Origin of the sequence: Paraherbaspirillum soli (genome assembly GCF_042654985.1) — a bacterium.
In the GTDB taxonomy this organism is placed as follows: domain Bacteria; phylum Pseudomonadota; class Gammaproteobacteria; order Burkholderiales; family Burkholderiaceae_D; genus Paraherbaspirillum; species Paraherbaspirillum soli.
Window position 1 is genome coordinate 305,555 of the sequence record NZ_JBHSMT010000026.1, and the last position, 15,564, is coordinate 321,118.

Here is a 15,564-nt window from a genome sequence, read left to right on the forward strand (position 1 = left end):
TTATGCGCCGCAGAAAATGAACACTGCGGATTTGACGCTACGTGTTAACCGCGCGATTCCAGATGACCGTTCACTACACGGACCGGATCGCCGACTCGCCATTCCGATTGCGACGATGGGAAGCTGCGCATCTTGCCGTCTTCCATCCGCACTTCGACTTGATAAGTGGTCGTGGTGTGCGTGCGTTTTTCTACTTCATTACCGGCAAAACCGCCGCCGACCGCACCTGCAACAGTAGCCAGCGTATTGCCGCGACCGTGGCCGACTTGATGGCCGAGGATACCGCCCAGTACCGCACCCGCCGCGATCCCTACGCCGCTAGGTTTGGCCGCGTGCTGAATCGCCTGGACCGACTCGACATGACCGCAAGTGTGGCAGACGGCTGGCTGTGCCGCGTGTTGCGGGCGTGGTTCTTCAGTGTAGTTGGGACGGGTTGCCGGTGCGGGGGCCGGTGCTTGTGCGTAATTTGCCGGAGCTGGCGCCTGCGCATAATTTGCCGGCGCTTGCGCGTAATTGCTATTTGGGCCTGGCAGCGGCTGGTTGGGCGGCAAGGCATTGGAATTGTAGCCCTGTGCCGGAGCCGACATGGCGGCGACTGGGGCCGGGTTCGAGCTGTTTGCGCCTGGAATCAGGCCAGTGATGGCGGCGACGCCGACCAGGCTAGCCATGGTTACCGCTACCGCGGCAGTAGCGACTAGCGGATGAATGCGATTGCTTGGTTTTGGGCTGTCCATAATTACCTCCTGTGGGTTTTTTTATTGATTACGATCATTACATTATCGAAGCTTCGGCAAGCGAAGAATATCCAGATAGTGTGTCAAATGTAATCTTATGTAACGGTTCGTTGCGACACGCGAAATATTCGGCTGCAGGCTATCACAATTGCGGCCGTAAAAACGTTATTAAAAAGCATCGTGTCTCACCTGATCGGCCCACAGTCAGTAGAATGCATGACAAATACGCAATTAAATTTGAATGCGCAATTGTCATCGTCAGACGTCGTCAGGATCAAAACAACGTGGGAGATCAATATGGACCGTCGTTGCTTACCATTAAATGCGTTGCGCGCTTTCGAGGCAGCCGGCAGGTATTTGAGCGTGACGGCGGCGGCGAACAGTTTGTTCGTTTCGCAAAGTGCGGTGAGCCGCCATATCCTGACGCTGGAGGGATTGTTGGGCGTCAAGCTTTTCGAGCGCAAGCATCAGCACCTGATGCTTACCGCGGCGGGTCGGGCCCTGTTGCCGGTCGTGAATAAATCGTTCGACCGCATCGAACACGTGTTGAAAGACATTTTGAAAGACGGCGCGGCCCCGCATCGCATCCTGCATATACAAATGCCATCGACCTTTGCACATAATCTGGCGGTGCCGATTTTGCGTGAATTCAGAAACGCCTTTCCCGAAGTGATGCTCGACCTGATGATCCCCAACAAGGTCGGCATGCCGGAGGTTAACGGCGACGTCGCCGTGGTGTATTCCAAAGCGGAAGCCAATCACCTGATCGCCGACCTGTTGTGGCATGTGCGACTGACACCGCTGTGTCATCCATCTTTGCTGAAGGGGACGCAAGCGGAATGCCTGAGCGCCTTCATCGCCGGCAACGAGATCGTCCACGTGCTGCTGGAAGGCCAGCCTCGACACCGCTTGTGGGATCGCTTTGTACGGCAAGCCGAGTTGCCGAACCTGGCAGTGGATCGCGGGCTGGTGTTCGAAACCGCCAATCTGGCGGCGCAATATGCGATGAGCGGCAGCGGCATTGCGCTGCTCGATCCTTTGCTGTTCCAGCAAGAACTGGGTACCGGCGCCTTGGTGCAGCCGTTCGATGTCTGGGTCGACGACGGCTATGGCTATTATTTGTTGACCCATTCCGATGACTTGCTGGATCAGGCGATTGCGTCGTTTCGCTCGTGGATGATCCAGCGCTTCAGCGTCCCTGCGCCGGTAACGGAATCCTCACCGATCAATGACGACTGCCGCCGCTGGTGCGTCGTTCAACGAAGCGCCTGACATACTCATCGGCCGGCCGATGCAGGATGTCGTCGGCAGTTCCCACCTGCACCAGCACGCCGTCGCGCAAGATTGAAATTTGCGCGCCGATGTGAATCGCCTCATCCAGATCGTGGGTAATGAAGACGATGGTTTTATGGAAGCGCTGCTGCAATGCCAGCAACTGATCCTGCATCTCGGCGCGGATCAAGGGATCGAGTGCGCTGAACGCCTCGTCCATCAGGATGATATCGGTATCCGCCGCCAACGCCCGCGCCAAGCCGACCCGTTGCCGCATGCCGCCTGACAGTTGATCCGGATAAGCTTTTGAATACGCCTTCAGCCCAACCCGCTCCAGCCATTCCTGCGCCCGCTCGTGCGCTTCCTTTTTCTTGACGCCGCGAGTCAGCAACGCAAACGCGGCATTGTCCAATACCGACCAATGCGGCAGCAGGCCAAAACTCTGGAACACCATGCTGATTTTGTTGCGGCGCAGCCGGCGCAGGCCGTCGGCATCCAGCGCCAGGATATTTGCGCCATCGATCAGGATTTCTCCCATGGTCGGATCGATCAGCCGATTGAAGTGCCGCACCAGCGTCGATTTTCCCGATCCGGACAAACCCATGATGACGGCGATTTTCCCCTCCGGGATGTCGAGCGAAATATTGCGCAGCCCGACATTGCAGCCGGTCTGTTGCAACACTTCCGCCTTGCTTTTGTCCTGTCTCAGCAAGGCCAGTGCGGGTGCGGTTTGCGCGCCGAATACCTTGTAAATATTACGTACTGAAATTTTGCTGCACGCAGTTTGTGCAACGCTGTCGGCGGTGGTGTGCATGGCGGTCTACTCCGGCTGTTTCAGTTGAGCGCGTTGACGGCGATTCATGCCATAGGCTTGCGTAATGCGGTCAATCACGATCGCCAGGATCACCACCGCAATGCCGGCGTGCGCGCCTTTGCCGAAGTCGAGATTGGTCAACCCTTGCAAGATATCTTCACCCAGGCCGCGCGCGCCTATCATCGACGCCACCACTACCATCGCCAACGCCAGCATGGTGGTTTGATTGATGCCGGCCATGATGCTGGGACGCGCCAGCGGCAGCTGCACCCACAGCAGCAACTGCAAACCAGTGGTGCCGAACGACCAGGCTGCATCGCGGGTTTCTTCATCGACCTGACGGATGCCCAGTTCGGTCAGGCGAATCAGCGGCGGCAGCGCATAGATCACGGTCGCCAGCACCGCGGGTACTTTGCCGATACTGAACAGCATGACCGCCGGCAGCATATAGACAAACATCGGGAAGGTTTGCATCACATCGAGCACCGGCAGCAACAGGCGCGATAGCAATTTGCTCCTGGCCATCAGGATCCCGGCCGGGATGCCGATCAGCAGGCAAATGATGATGGATACCAGCATGATATTCAGGGTCTGTATGGTTTTTTCCCACAACCCGAGGCAGCCGATAAAGTACAGCGCAGCGACAGACAACAAACTCAAACCGATCCGCCGCAGCGCGTGATAGCTGATCAAACCGACCGCCGTCAGGATCAGCCACGGCGGTATCGACTGCAGCAAGCTTTCCAGCGGCACCAGCAGAAAGCGCAGCATGAAGCTGGAAACGTCGTGCAGCGCATCGCCATAGTCCTGCACGATGCCGGCGATGCCGTGATTTAACACTTCGGAAAAGCTGACAGGGATAAAGAACTCGAAAGACATGCCGGTTCCCTCGCTACAGCTTGCTGTCGACTTTTTCAGCCACGTCGGCCGGCACCCACTGTTTCCACAGCGCCTTATTCTTTTGCAGGAAATCCCTGGCCAGCACCGCGGCGTCGACTTTGCGTTCCCGCATCTCGGTAATCGCATGATTGACGATGTCGCCAGCCACCGAGAATTTATCGAAGAAAGCAATGATGTCGGGCGCACCCTTGATGAACGGGGTGGCAACGCCAATGGTCAATTTGGAAGACGGCGTGCCGCTGCCGCAGACTGCATCGGTCGTATTGTTTTGCAAGGTCCTCCAGCATTTCTCGCTAAACTCCGGCTCCTGCAATTGGATGAATTGATATTTGCCCATCAAGCCCGCGGGCGACCAGTAATAAAACAGGATGGGTTTGCCGCGCTCGTAAGCGGAAGAAATCGTGGCGTCCAGCGCGCCGCCGGTGCCGGGGCGGAAGTTGGTGTAGCTGGCGGCCAGTTTGTAAGCCTTGAATTTCTGGTTGTTGATGCGTTCGCAATCCCAGCCGCTCGGGCAGTTCAGGAAGCGGCCTCTGGTCGGTTCTTCATCGTCCTTGAACAAATGCTTGTAGCGCGGCAGATCGGCCACCGATTTCAGCTCCGGCGCGCTGGCCTTGATGCCGCGTTTCGGATCGCCGTGGACCAGGTAAGCGGGGACAAACCAGCCCTCGCGCGTGCCGCCCGTCAGGATGCTGCCGACCAGCGCGATTTTGCCGTCGTTGCGGCCTTGCTTGATCACATTGGTGCGCTCCCACTGTTCCATCCAGACTTGCAGATCGTTGGCAACCAGCGCGGCTTCCGTGACGGCGGTGCTGCCGCTGACGCTTTCAATTTTGCAGCCGTAACCGTTGGCGACGATGAAGCTGGCGATGGCGGTAAAGAATTGCGCGCTCTCCCAGGTGACGCCGGCGAACCTGACCGGCTTGCCTTCGGCGCACCACTGCGGCACCGCCGTTGCCTGCGCGGCAGAGGCGGCCGACACCAGCGCCGCAGCCGCGATCATTGGCTTCCATTTCATTTCTTCTCCTTGGAATTTTTATAACAGCCTGCGCCTATCTTCAACGCAAAGGCCGATCTCGCCCAACACAATAATTAGATAGCCCTATCGAAAATTACGATGCGTAAACGCTTGCCCCGGCTATGCATTTTTTAGATGGAGCAATCTGTATTTTGCGTTTGTCACGCGCCGCCGCCTGCTCCTACGATGAGTGCACCTCAAAACCGATTTAAGAAAAACACGCCATGCAAACTGTTCGTTTTGGCCGCACCGGCCTCAAGGTCTCGCGCTTCTGTCTCGGCACCATGTCGATGGGGGACCCGGCTTGGAAAGGCTGGGTACTGGATACAGAAAAATCGGTGCCGATTCTGAAAAGCGCACTGGATCTGGGCATCAATTTCTTCGACATGGCTGATTGGTATTCGCAGGGCGCCAACGAACAAGTGGTGGGGCGCACCTTGTTGAAATTGAAGCCGCGCGACAGCCTGGTGCTGGCCACCAAAGTTTTTTATCCGATGAGCGACGATCCGAATGACCAGGGCTTGTCGCGCAAACATCTGCTGTCGTCGATTGATCGCTCCTTGCAACGGATAGGCACCGATTACGTCGATATCTACATGGTGCATGCGTTCGATCCGCACACCCCGATGCGCGAGACGATGGAAGCCCTGCACGACATCGTCAAGGCCGGCAAGGCGCGCTACATCGGCGCCTCCACCATGTATGCATGGCAATTTGCAGAAATGAATGCAATCGCCCGCCAAAACAACTGGACCGAATTCGTCAACATGCAATGCCAGTACAGCCTGCTGTATCGCGAAGAGGAACGCGAAATGATGCCGTACTGCCGGCACCGGGACATCGCCGTTTCCACCTTCAGCCCGCTGGCGCGCGGCTACCTGACGGCGTTGAAAAAAAGCGCTCGCACCGAACACGACCCCTTCCTGTCGCAATTCTTCGGCGACCAGATCGACGTCGAGATCGCCGAGCGCGTGCTGGAAGTCGCCAACGATCGCGATGTGCATCCGGCACAGATTGCAATGGCTTGGGTGGCGCAAAACGGCAATTCAAATGTGCCCATCATCGGCGCCGACAGCCCTCAGCAATTGCAACTGGCGGTCGCGGCCGGCGACATTGTTCTGAGCGCCGATGAATGCGGCTATCTGGAACAACCGTATCGTCCGCGCGACATGATCAACGATTACAACCCGGTGCGGCGTCCGCGTGCGCTGGACAACTGTCACTAGCTAAGGAATTGGCATGATCAAAATCGGAGAAGGGTTTTGCGGAAGCGGACCCAACGCTGCGCATATCAATCTGTTCATCGGTCCGAAGAGCGGCCCGATGGGCGGCGCAGTAGTGACCGCAGCCAGTTCGCCGGGGCCGGGGCATATTCCGTTCCAAACGGTATTGAAGCCGAATCTGCCGGTCAAGCCGACCACGCTGTTCATCGCCAAGGCGGTATTGACCACTCCCCATCATGAAAACATGAGCTGGGGCCCGGCCCAGGCCGGCGTCGCCCACGGTATGACCAAAGCTTTGCTGGATCGCGTGTTGCCGCCGGAAGCCGAGGAGCACTGGATCGCCGTGGCCGCGGTGTGGGTCAACCCGCTGGCCGACGATGCCGATCAGGTATATCAAAATAATTGCGATGCGATCTATCTGGCGGCGCAACGCGCACTGACTACAGGCTGGCCCAGCCGGGCGGAACTGGCTGCAGCGCTGGGCAGTATTTCCAATCCGTTCTACACCCCGAAAAACTGAATTCAGCCGAATTTTCTGTCGGAGGAGATGACGATGCGAACCTATAAAAACTTCATCAACAATGCCTTCGTCGCGCCGTACAGCGACGACGTCATCGCCGTGCACAACCCGGCTACCGAAGAACTGGTCGGACGGGTTTCCGCGGCGACGGCAGCCCAAGCGCTGCGTGCGGTGAATGTCGCTGCGGCCGCGCAAAAAATGTGGCACAAACTACCCGCGATTGAACGCGCCGGATATTTGCAGCGATTTGCCGATGCCTTGCTGGCGCGTGCTGGCGTCATAGCCCAGGTACTGACGCTGGAATCGGGCAAGAGCCTGGATGACGCCACCAACGAAGTGGTCCACGCCGCGGCAATCACCCGTTACCACGCCGAGTGGGCGCGTCGCATCGAAGGCGAAATCATCCCCAGCGACTCGCCGTCGGAAACCATGCTGCTGCAGCGCGAGCCGATCGGCGTGGTGGCCTGCCTGATCCCGTTCAACTACCCGGTGTATACCTTGCTGCGCAAAATCGCTCCGGCACTGATCGCCGGCAATACCGTCGTGGTGCGTCCCAGCAGCAACACGCCATGCTCGGCTTTCGAGATCGCCGCGGCCGTGCGCGATGCGCGGCTGCCGGACGGCGTGATCAATATCCTGGCGATGCACCACCCGGCCGCCGGCAGCATGTGCACCGATGCCCGGCTCGGCATGATTACGCTGACCGGGAGTGTCGCCGCCGGCCGCAAGGTGCTGCAATATGCGCAAGCCAACATCGCCAAAACGTCACTGGAGCTAGGCGGCAAAACCCCGGCCATTATTGCGGCCGACGCCGACCTCGAACAAGCTGCCGGCGCGATTGCCAACTCAAAAGCGACGCACTGCGGCCAGCTTTGCACCGCAGTCGAAAGAGTCTATGTGCAGCGCGACGTCTACCAACAATTCCTGGCGCTGCTCAAGCAAAAACTGACCGGCTATCAATGCGGCGACCGGGCGCAAAATCCGGATCACATGGGGCCGTTGATCAACCTGCAGGCGCGGCGCCGGGTGCATCAAATGGTGGCGCGCGCTGTGACCGACGGCGCCACGCTGGAGATGGGCGGCGCGATACCCAGTGGTAAAGGATTCTTTTACCCGCTCACATTGCTGACCGACTGCCGTCAGGAGATGGACATCGTGCAAGAAGAAATTTTCGGCCCGGTGCTATGCGTGCTGCCATACGACAGCATCGAACAAGCGCTGGAACTGGCCAACGATCACCAGTTCGGTTTGTCCTCTGTCCTCTACACCGCGGACTATCGTTCGGCCATGCTGGTCGCGAACAATATCGAGGCCGGCGAACTGTACATCAACCGCGTTCCCGCCGATCCCTACCAGGGCTATCACGCGGGATGGAAACGCTCCGGCCTGGGCGGCGACGATGGCAAACACGGGATGCTGGAGTTTACCCAGACCCGTCTAGTGGTCATGAAGTATTAATCGGACTGAAAAAGTGGGAGTAGGGCGGATGAGCGCAGCGTTATCCGCCGTATAGCCCGCACAACATGCGACAGAGGTATGCATGGCGGAAGGCGCTACGCTTTTCCGCCCTACATTAATACAGTCCCATTTCCAAATACTGCGCTGCACAGATCGTGTTCAAAACAAAAAGCCCAGCCATGAAAATCATATCAATGCAATCCCACGTGGTAGCCGTACCGCCGCCGTATCTCGGCGGCAGATACTGGATATTCGTTACCCTCAAAACAGCCTGCGGGATTGAAGGCGTCGGTGAAGTTTACGCTTCGACCTTTCACCCGAAGGTGATGGCGGCGGCGATCGCCGATGTGTTCGAACGCTATCTGCTGGAGCACGACCCGCACCATATCGAACGCTTCTTCCGCCAGGCATATTCCAGCGGCTTCACCCAGCGCCCGGACCTGACCATGATGGGGATCGTCAGCGGCCTGGAAATGGCCTGCTGGGACATCATCGGCAAAGCGGCCAACCAGCCGGTGTACCAACTGCTAGGCGGCAAGGTCCACCAGCGCCTGCGCTCCTACACCTATCTATATCCGCAAAACAGCCGCGGCGAGCCTGACTACGACGATGTCGAGCTGGCGGTGGAATCCGCGGTGGCATTGATGGAGCAAGGCTTCACCGCGTTGAAGTTCGATCCGGCCGGTCCTTACAGCAGCTATTCCGGTCATCATATTTCGCTGGAATTGCTGGAAAAATCGGAACAGTTCTGCCGCAAGATCCGCGCCGCGGTCGGCGATCGCTGTGATTTGCTGATCGGCACGCACGGACAAATGACGCCGGCATCGGCGGTGCGCCTGGCCAAGCGGCTTGAGAAATACGACCCGCTATGGTTTGAAGAACCGGTGCCGCCGGGGCAGAGCGACGCCATGGCCAGCGTCGCCGCCAAAACCAGTATCCCGATTGCCGCCGGCGAACGGCTGACCACCAAGTACGAATTTTTCGATTTGTTGAAGCGCGGCGCGGCGTCTATCCTGCAAATGAATCTGGGCCGGGTCGGCGGCATCCTGGAAGCCAAGAAAATCGCCGCCATGGCCGAAGCCTATTACGCCCAGATCGCACCGCATTTATACAACGGCCCGATTGGCGCCGCCGCCAGCATCCAGCTGGCGACCGCCACCCCCAATTTCCTGATCCAGGAAAGCATCCTGCGCTGGCAGGGCTTCCATGCCGATATCCTGAAAAAGCCGATCCAGTGGCAAGACGGATTCATTATTCCGCCGCAAGAGCCGGGCCTGGGAGTCGAACTCGATATGGACGTGGTGGCGGCGCACTCGCCGTACAGCGGCGACCAGCTGCATCTGGCTATGGACCCGCAACCGTTCGACGTCAAACAAGCAGCGTCCGACAGCTGGAACAAGCGCTGGCACGCGGAGCAGGTCGCATGACTTTCGATTTCATCATCGTCGGCGCCGGATCGGCCGGCTGCATCCTCGCCAACCGACTGAGCCAATCCGACCGCTACAGTGTCCTGCTGCTGGAAGCTGGCGGCAAAGACAGCTCGTACTGGTTCAAACTGCCGCTGGGTTTCGCCAAAACCTACGCCAACCCGAAATACAACTGGATGTACCACAGCGAGCCGCAAGCGCAGCTGGCGGGCCGCCGCCTGTACGCGCCGCGCGGCAAAGTGCAGGGCGGCTCCGGCGCCATCAACGCGATGATTTATGTACGCGGCCAGCCGCATGATTTCGACGACTGGCAAGCGGCCGGCAATCCGGGCTGGGGCTATCGGGACCTGCTGCCGTATTTCAAAAAACTGGAATCACATCCGCTCGGCGACACCGCCTTTCACAGCGCCAGCGGGCCGATCGGCATCAGCCAGATGAGACAGCAGGCGCACCCGATTTGCGACGACTACCTGGAAGCCTGCCGGCAAATGGGCTATCCGCTCAACGATGATTTCAACGGCGCACAGTTCGAAGGCGCCGGCATCTACGACGCCAACATCCGCAACGGCCGGCGCGACTCCAGCAGCGCCGCCTATTTGCATCCGGCCTTGCCGCGGCCCAATCTCAAGCTCGAATACCACGCCTTGGCCGAACGCATCCTGTTCGACGAAAGCAAACGCGCCACCGCCGTCGCGGTGCGGCAGCATGGCGTCAGCCGCGTGTTCAAAGCCCGGCGCGAAGTGATCGTCGCCGCCGGTGCGGTCGATTCGCCCAAGCTGCTGCAATTGTCCGGCGTGGCAGACGCCGCGCTGCTCGCCAGCCATGCGATTCCGCTGATGCATCACTTGCCGGCGGTCGGCCGCAATTTGCAAGACCATTTGTGCGCATCGTTTTATTTCAAGGCCAACCGAAAGACGTTGAATGACGATCTGGGATCGCTAGGCGGACAGCTCAAGGCAGGCTTGCAATACCTGTTCAAACGCAGCGGCCCGCTGGCGCTCAGCGTGAATCAGGCGGGCGGATTTTTCAAAGGCACGGATCAGGAACAGCACCCCAATTTGCAGCTCTATTTCAATCCGCTGTCGTATGCCGTCCCCAATAATCCGCAGGCGAAATTGAAGCCCGACCCTTACTCCGGCTTCCTGCTGTTTTTTAATGCTTGCCGTCCAAGCAGCCGCGGCAGCGTGCAAATCGCCGCCAACGACGTCATGCTCCCGCCCCGGATCCAGCCCAACTACCTCAGCACGCAAAAAGATGTCGACGAAGCGATCCAGGGCTGCCGCTTGATACGCCGGCTGGCCGCAACACCGGCACTGCAACGCATCACCGCGCAACAGCTCAGGCCGGCCGCGAGCGTGACCGACGCCGCCGGCCTGCTGCAATTTTTCCGCGAGCAAGCCGGCTCCATCTATCACCTGTGCGGCTCCTGCGCGATGGGACCGGACCCGCGAACCGCGGTGGTCTCCAGCACGCTGAAGGTGCATGGCATGGCCGGTTTGCGGGTGGTCGATGCGTCGATTTTCCCCAATATCACCTCCGCCAATATCAATGCGGCGGTGATGATGGTGGCGGAAAAAGGGGCGGAGCAAATCCTGGTCGAGCATGATGGGTTGGCGTGAACAATAGACCACAGTAGCCCGAAACACCCAATCCCCAACCCAGCCACGCGCTGGGTTTTTTATCGCCGACGGCGATCAAATCGCTTCTTCGCAACGCATCTAAAAATAGCATGATGCTAATAATTGCCATCGCATCCGATAGCGTTTATAGTCGGTCCCGTCCCTGAGAGAAAAATCCTGGACGTGGTTTAGACGCCACTATCAAAAGCGCACGGACCGCGGCTTGCGGTTTTCTACGTGCCACCCTCTGTCGTCCTCCACGGGCGGCGAGGTAGGGAGCCCCCTCGGGGGCTGCCGGAGGGTGTTAAAGCTTTTGACCGGTCGTCTAATCCTGCCTTCGCCGCCCACCCACGCCAGACGGCGGGGCGCGGATTCATCCACCGCTAGGAGACCGACATGACTAGTAGTAAGAAGAAGCCTCGTCCATTCCCACCCATCCCAGATATTCCAGAGCACCAGCCGTTCTCATGGCTGGACAAAGACCTGCGCACCGACCAAGCGGCGCAATGCATCGCGTTCACGCTGGACATGTGCCAAGGCATTTATAAGGGGCTGGCTATGCTGCATGCCAACCATCTGGCGCAAGAGCACGGCGACCTCGATTGTCCGCCGCCATTGAATGCTTGCGATGTCGACCTGCTGCTGCGCTGGATGATGGGCTCGACCGAGGCGGTGTTGGGGAAATCCGAGACCAGCGTTAATTACCTGAACGACCTGATAGCCAGACAGCGCCCGACCAACCGCTGACCGCCACCGTCGGTAGGGCGGATGAGCGCAGCGTTATCCGCCGTTTCACCGTATTAGACACACCGAATGCAGATGGTGCATCAAGCGGCGGATAACGCTACGCTCATCCGCCCTACGCGTGACCTTGAGGTTCAGACATGTTCGGCCACAAAGTTGTTGAACCAGGGACGCAATCCACCCAGCGTAAAGCCGCCGTCGACCAGCAGGCTTTGGCCGGTGACGAAACGGGCCTCGTCGGAGAGCAGCCAGACCACCGCGTCGGCGACTTCCTCCGGTTGGCCGATGCGTTGCAACGGTGTGTGCTTGCGGAACGGCAGCGCGGCCGTTTCGGTGGCAAGCACGCCGCTGGCCATCGGCGTGGCGATGATGCCGGGACTGACGTTGTTGATGCGGATCTGTTGCGGACCAAGTTCCAGCGCGGCGGTGCGGGTCAGCGCATCCAGCGCCGCTTTCCCCGCTGCATAAGCCGCCAGCCCCGGCATTGCGCCATGCGCCGTCCACGATGAAGTGTTGACGATTGCGCCGCCGGCGCCGGCCTCCAGCATGGCGGCAATCTCATACTTCAGGCAGGCGAACACGCCGCGCAGATTGGTCGCCGTCACCGCATCGAAGTCGGCCAGACTCATATCCTTGAGCGGCGTGAATGTACCCAGCACGCCGGCATTGTTCCAGGCCATGTGCAAGGCGCCGAAGGTGGCCACCGTCTGCTTCACCAGCGCCTCGACCTGCTCGGCATCGGACACATCGGTCGGGATGGCCAGGGCGATGCCGCCGGCAGCCGTGATGTCGGCGACGACTTGATTCAACTCGGCCGGCCGTCGGCCCGCAATCGCGACATTGGCGCCTTCGCGCCCGAAGCGCAGCGCGGCCGCCTTGCCCATGCCGGTTCCGCCGCCGGTGATGAGAACCGTGCGTCCGGTAAATCGTTTTTCCGGGGATGTGTTTGTAGTCATTTTCAATTTCTCCAAATGATGGGTGGGTACAGCCCACCCATTGATGAACGATCGGGATTCGGCTTGTCTGCCAAAACTTAGTGTGCGTAGTAATGCATGCCGCCATCCACCGGGATCACGGCGCCGGTGATGTAGCGCGCCAGCGGCGAGGCCAGGAAGGCCACAAGGTGCCCGATGTCCTCCGGCTCGCCGAAGTAGCCGATGGGAATATTGCGGGCGATGAAGGCGCGCCGGCTTTCCTCGCTCGGGTGCAGTTTGTCGCGAATCTGTTCGCTGTTGATCCGGCCGGGCGGGATGGTGTTGACGGTGATGCCGTGTGCCGCCACGTCGCAGGACAGGCCCTTGGCCCACAGGTGCAGCGCCGCCTTGGCGGCGCTGGCGGCATTGAGCGAGCGCGGCTCCATCGAGCCGCTGATGTTGACGATGCGGCCCCACTGCCGCGCCTGCATCGCCGGCAGCACTGCTTGTGTCAGCCGGCGCGCTGCGGTGAAGTTCAACGCAAAGGCTTCATCCCAGTCGGCGTCGGCGGCATCTTGTTGCGTCGGCCGCGAACCGCCCGCGCAATTGACCAGGATGTCGATCGGACCGAGGGCGGCCGTAGCTTCGGCCACGATGCGCTTGGCATCATCGGCAGCGGTCACGTCGCCGGTGACGACGATGGGCGCTTCAGCACCAGTGGCGGCGATTTGCGCGGCGAGCTGTTCAAGCAGGTCGCGTCGCCGCGCCGTGATGGCGACTCGGACGCCTTGCTGGGCCAGTATCCGCGCAACGCCGGCGCCGATGCCGGCGCTGGCGCCCGAAACCAGCGCGGTACGTCCTTTGAGATTTAATTCCATGGTGACTCCTCTATCTATGTTTGGCAGTTGACCGCAAGCCCGCTTGCGGGAAAGGCGTCAGTTTCATTTAGAATCAATGCGAGATAAACCGCGTTTTGATTGATAGATTTGAAATCAGGAGTTATGAATGGATTTGCTGGACAGCATGGAGGTGTACGTTCTGGCCGTGGAAAAAGGCAGCTTGAGCGCGGCCGCGACCGCTTGCGGCATCTCGGCGACGATGGCCGGCAACCACCTGCGGACGCTGGAAAAACGCCTGGGCATGCAGTTGCTCAACCGGACCACCAGGCGCCAGCATCTGACCACCTTCGGCCAGGACTACTACACGCGCTGCAAGGAAATCCTCAGGCTGGTGGCCGAAACCGATGCGCAAGCGCAGAACCTGCAACTGGCTCCTGCTGGCAAGCTGCGCGTCACCGCGCCCGTCACATTCGGCACCGAAGCGCTGATGCCTGCTTTGTCTGTGTACCTGGAGCGCTATCCCGAGGTCAGCGTCGAGGTGGCCTTGTGCGACCGCGTGGTGGATCTGGTGGAGGAAGGGTTCGAGGCGGCCATCCGTATCGGCCAGTTGCCGGATTCGGCGTTGATCGCCAAGGCGCTGGCACCGTATCGGCTGATGATCTGCGCATCCCCCGAGTACCTGGCGCGCAAGGGTACGCCGGACAAGCCGGAGGATCTAAGCCGGCATGAGTGCCTGTCTTTCTCTCCCGCAGCCCTGGCGCATTGGCGCCTGACGGACGAAGACGGCGCATGTCGCGTTCCGGTCTCGGGCCGCTTGCAGGTCAATCACGGCCAAGCGCTGCGCGTGGCGGCATTGCATGGCCTGGGTATCGTGTTGCAGCCCGCGATCCTGCTGGAGGCCGATGTCCGGGCGGGCCGTCTGGTTCAACTTTTCCCCACGTATGAACTTGCCAGCCGCCCGATGAGCGTGGTCTACCTGCCGGATCGGTATCGCTCGCCCAAGCTGCGCAGCTTTGTGGATTTTTTGGTGGAGCGGTTTTGCTGAGCGACGCAGGAAACTCTTGTCTGTTGGGCGATTCAGGCCGATACCGCCGCAGCCGGTTCAGCCTGCCGGAATTGAAATGTCGCGTCCAGTTTGGCTTCCGCATATTCGCCAAAAATGATGGGCGCGTATTTTCCAGGCGCGTCGGCCGACACGCAGGTGTCGATGCACTCGATCTTTGCGTGGTAATCCGGATCCAGGAAAAATGCCGCCGAATAGCGGTCGCGGCCGCTGGCGTTGATCACGCGGTGCAGATTGGCGACGTAGCGGTCGTTGGTCCAGCGCGCCATCAGATCGCCGATATTGACGATGAAGGCGGCCGGATTCTGTTGCACGGTGATCCAGCTGCCATCCTTGGCCAGAATCTCCAGTCCCTCGATATCCTGCGACAGCAAGGCGATGGTGCCGTAGTCGGTATGCTCGCCGCAACCCATTTGCTCGCGGCTGACCGGACCGTGCTGTGGCGGATAATGCAGCAGGCGCAGTTGCGCCAAAGGCTTGGTCAGCTTGTCGTCGAAAAAATCGTCGGGCTTGCCCAGGCCGCGTGCAAACACGGCCAGCAAGCGACGCGACAGATGCAGCATTTGCGCGTGATATTCGGTCATCGTGCGTTTGAAGCCGGGCAAGCCTGGCGGCCACACATTCGGGCCGTGCAGCGTCGCTCCGGCAAGCACGTCGGGATCGTCCGGCGGCAGATCCGAGCACATGTCGAAACCTTCCTTCAGATCGCCTTTGGCTTCGTACTCCGGGGTTTCGGCGCCGACTGGAAAATAGCCGCGCATGTGCGGCGATTTGTCATTGCTGATCGACATTTTTTCGGTCAGCGGACGGGCGAAGAAATTTTTCGATTCCTGAAACATGCTGTCGATCAGCGCCGGCGCAATGCCGTGGTTGACGACGGTAAAAAAACCAACCGTCTTGCAGGCATCCGCTATCGATTCTGCAATGTGATCGACATCGCGTTGATTGCCGCCGAACAGCGGGGCGATGTCGATGGTTGGAATGGATGGCGAGCTGGCAGCTTGGTGCGGCATGACAATTCC

The 15,564-nt window shown here is 59.7% G+C and carries 15 protein-coding genes; 8 read left to right on the forward strand and 7 right to left on the reverse strand.

Going from position 1 to position 15,564, the window contains the following annotated elements:
• Positions 1 to 44 precede the first annotated feature (44 nt).
• Positions 45 to 734, reverse strand: coding sequence for an outer membrane lipoprotein (locus ACFPM8_RS15225; protein WP_378998473.1), 690 nt, complete (start codon positions 732 to 734; stop codon positions 45 to 47).
• Positions 735 to 1,031: 297 nt separating this feature from the next.
• Between ACFPM8_RS15225 and ACFPM8_RS15230 the strand changes: the two genes are divergently transcribed.
• On the forward strand, positions 1,032 to 2,006 hold the full coding sequence (locus ACFPM8_RS15230) for a LysR substrate-binding domain-containing protein (RefSeq protein WP_378998475.1): 975 nt from the start codon (positions 1,032 to 1,034) through the stop codon (positions 2,004 to 2,006).
• Here ACFPM8_RS15230 and ACFPM8_RS15235 read toward each other — a convergent pair.
• The 3 genes from ACFPM8_RS15235 to ACFPM8_RS15245 are packed head-to-tail and all read right to left on the reverse strand — an operon-like array spanning position 1,960 to position 4,735.
• A complete protein-coding gene (locus ACFPM8_RS15235; protein WP_378998477.1) occupies positions 1,960 to 2,820 on the reverse strand; it encodes a quaternary amine ABC transporter ATP-binding protein in 861 nt (286 codons plus the stop codon). The genes ACFPM8_RS15230 and ACFPM8_RS15235 overlap by 47 nt on opposite strands.
• Before the next feature lie 6 nt (positions 2,821 to 2,826).
• On the reverse strand, positions 2,827 to 3,699 hold the full coding sequence (locus ACFPM8_RS15240; RefSeq protein WP_378998479.1) for an ABC transporter permease: 873 nt from the start codon (positions 3,697 to 3,699) through the stop codon (positions 2,827 to 2,829).
• Between the two features lie 13 nt (positions 3,700 to 3,712).
• Positions 3,713 to 4,735, reverse strand: coding sequence for an ABC transporter substrate-binding protein (locus tag ACFPM8_RS15245; protein ID WP_378998481.1), 1,023 nt, complete (start codon positions 4,733 to 4,735; stop codon positions 3,713 to 3,715).
• Between the two features lie 224 nt (positions 4,736 to 4,959).
• Between ACFPM8_RS15245 and ACFPM8_RS15250 the strand changes: the two genes are divergently transcribed.
• From ACFPM8_RS15250 to ACFPM8_RS15275, 6 genes are all read left to right on the forward strand, one after another.
• Complete coding sequence (locus ACFPM8_RS15250; RefSeq protein WP_378998482.1) at positions 4,960 to 5,961, forward strand: aldo/keto reductase; 1,002 nt, start codon at positions 4,960 to 4,962, stop codon at positions 5,959 to 5,961.
• 13 nt (positions 5,962 to 5,974) lie between these two features.
• Positions 5,975 to 6,478, forward strand: coding sequence for a formaldehyde-activating enzyme (gene fae / locus ACFPM8_RS15255; RefSeq protein WP_378998484.1), 504 nt, complete (start codon positions 5,975 to 5,977; stop codon positions 6,476 to 6,478).
• Between the two features lie 33 nt (positions 6,479 to 6,511).
• Positions 6,512 to 7,936, forward strand: a complete 1,425-nt coding sequence (gene aldA, locus ACFPM8_RS15260) for an aldehyde dehydrogenase (RefSeq protein ID WP_378998485.1) — start codon at positions 6,512 to 6,514, stop codon at positions 7,934 to 7,936.
• 179 nt (positions 7,937 to 8,115) lie between these two features.
• Positions 8,116 to 9,363, forward strand: a complete 1,248-nt coding sequence (locus ACFPM8_RS15265) for a mandelate racemase/muconate lactonizing enzyme family protein (RefSeq protein ID WP_378998487.1) — start codon at positions 8,116 to 8,118, stop codon at positions 9,361 to 9,363.
• Positions 9,360 to 10,982, forward strand: a complete 1,623-nt coding sequence (locus ACFPM8_RS15270) for a GMC family oxidoreductase (RefSeq protein ID WP_378998489.1) — start codon at positions 9,360 to 9,362, stop codon at positions 10,980 to 10,982. Before ACFPM8_RS15265 ends, ACFPM8_RS15270 begins: the two co-directional genes overlap by 4 nt.
• 396 nt (positions 10,983 to 11,378) lie before the next feature.
• Entirely contained in the window at positions 11,379 to 11,729 is a 351-nt protein-coding gene (locus ACFPM8_RS15275; RefSeq protein ID WP_378998491.1) for a hypothetical protein, read from the forward strand.
• Between the two features lie 131 nt (positions 11,730 to 11,860).
• Here ACFPM8_RS15275 and ACFPM8_RS15280 read toward each other — a convergent pair whose 3' ends face one another.
• Positions 11,861 to 12,682 carry an SDR family NAD(P)-dependent oxidoreductase gene (locus ACFPM8_RS15280; protein WP_378998493.1) on the reverse strand — a complete coding sequence of 274 codons (822 nt, stop codon included), beginning with the start codon at positions 12,680 to 12,682 and terminating at the stop codon, positions 11,861 to 11,863.
• A gap of 77 nt (positions 12,683 to 12,759) precedes the next feature.
• Positions 12,760 to 13,518 (reverse strand): SDR family NAD(P)-dependent oxidoreductase, encoded by a 759-nt coding sequence (locus ACFPM8_RS15285; RefSeq protein ID WP_378998495.1) that lies wholly within the window; start codon positions 13,516 to 13,518, stop codon positions 12,760 to 12,762.
• 127 nt (positions 13,519 to 13,645) lie between these two features.
• Between ACFPM8_RS15285 and ACFPM8_RS15290 the strand changes: the two genes are divergently transcribed.
• Positions 13,646 to 14,524 (forward strand): LysR family transcriptional regulator, encoded by an 879-nt coding sequence (locus ACFPM8_RS15290; protein WP_378998496.1) that lies wholly within the window; start codon positions 13,646 to 13,648, stop codon positions 14,522 to 14,524.
• Positions 14,525 to 14,556: 32 nt separating this feature from the next.
• On the opposite strand, the gene ACFPM8_RS15295 is transcribed toward ACFPM8_RS15290, so the two are convergent.
• Positions 14,557 to 15,555 carry an isopenicillin N synthase family dioxygenase gene (locus ACFPM8_RS15295; RefSeq protein WP_378998498.1) on the reverse strand — a complete coding sequence of 333 codons (999 nt, stop codon included), beginning with the start codon at positions 15,553 to 15,555 and terminating at the stop codon, positions 14,557 to 14,559.
• Positions 15,556 to 15,564: the final 9 nt, after the last annotated feature.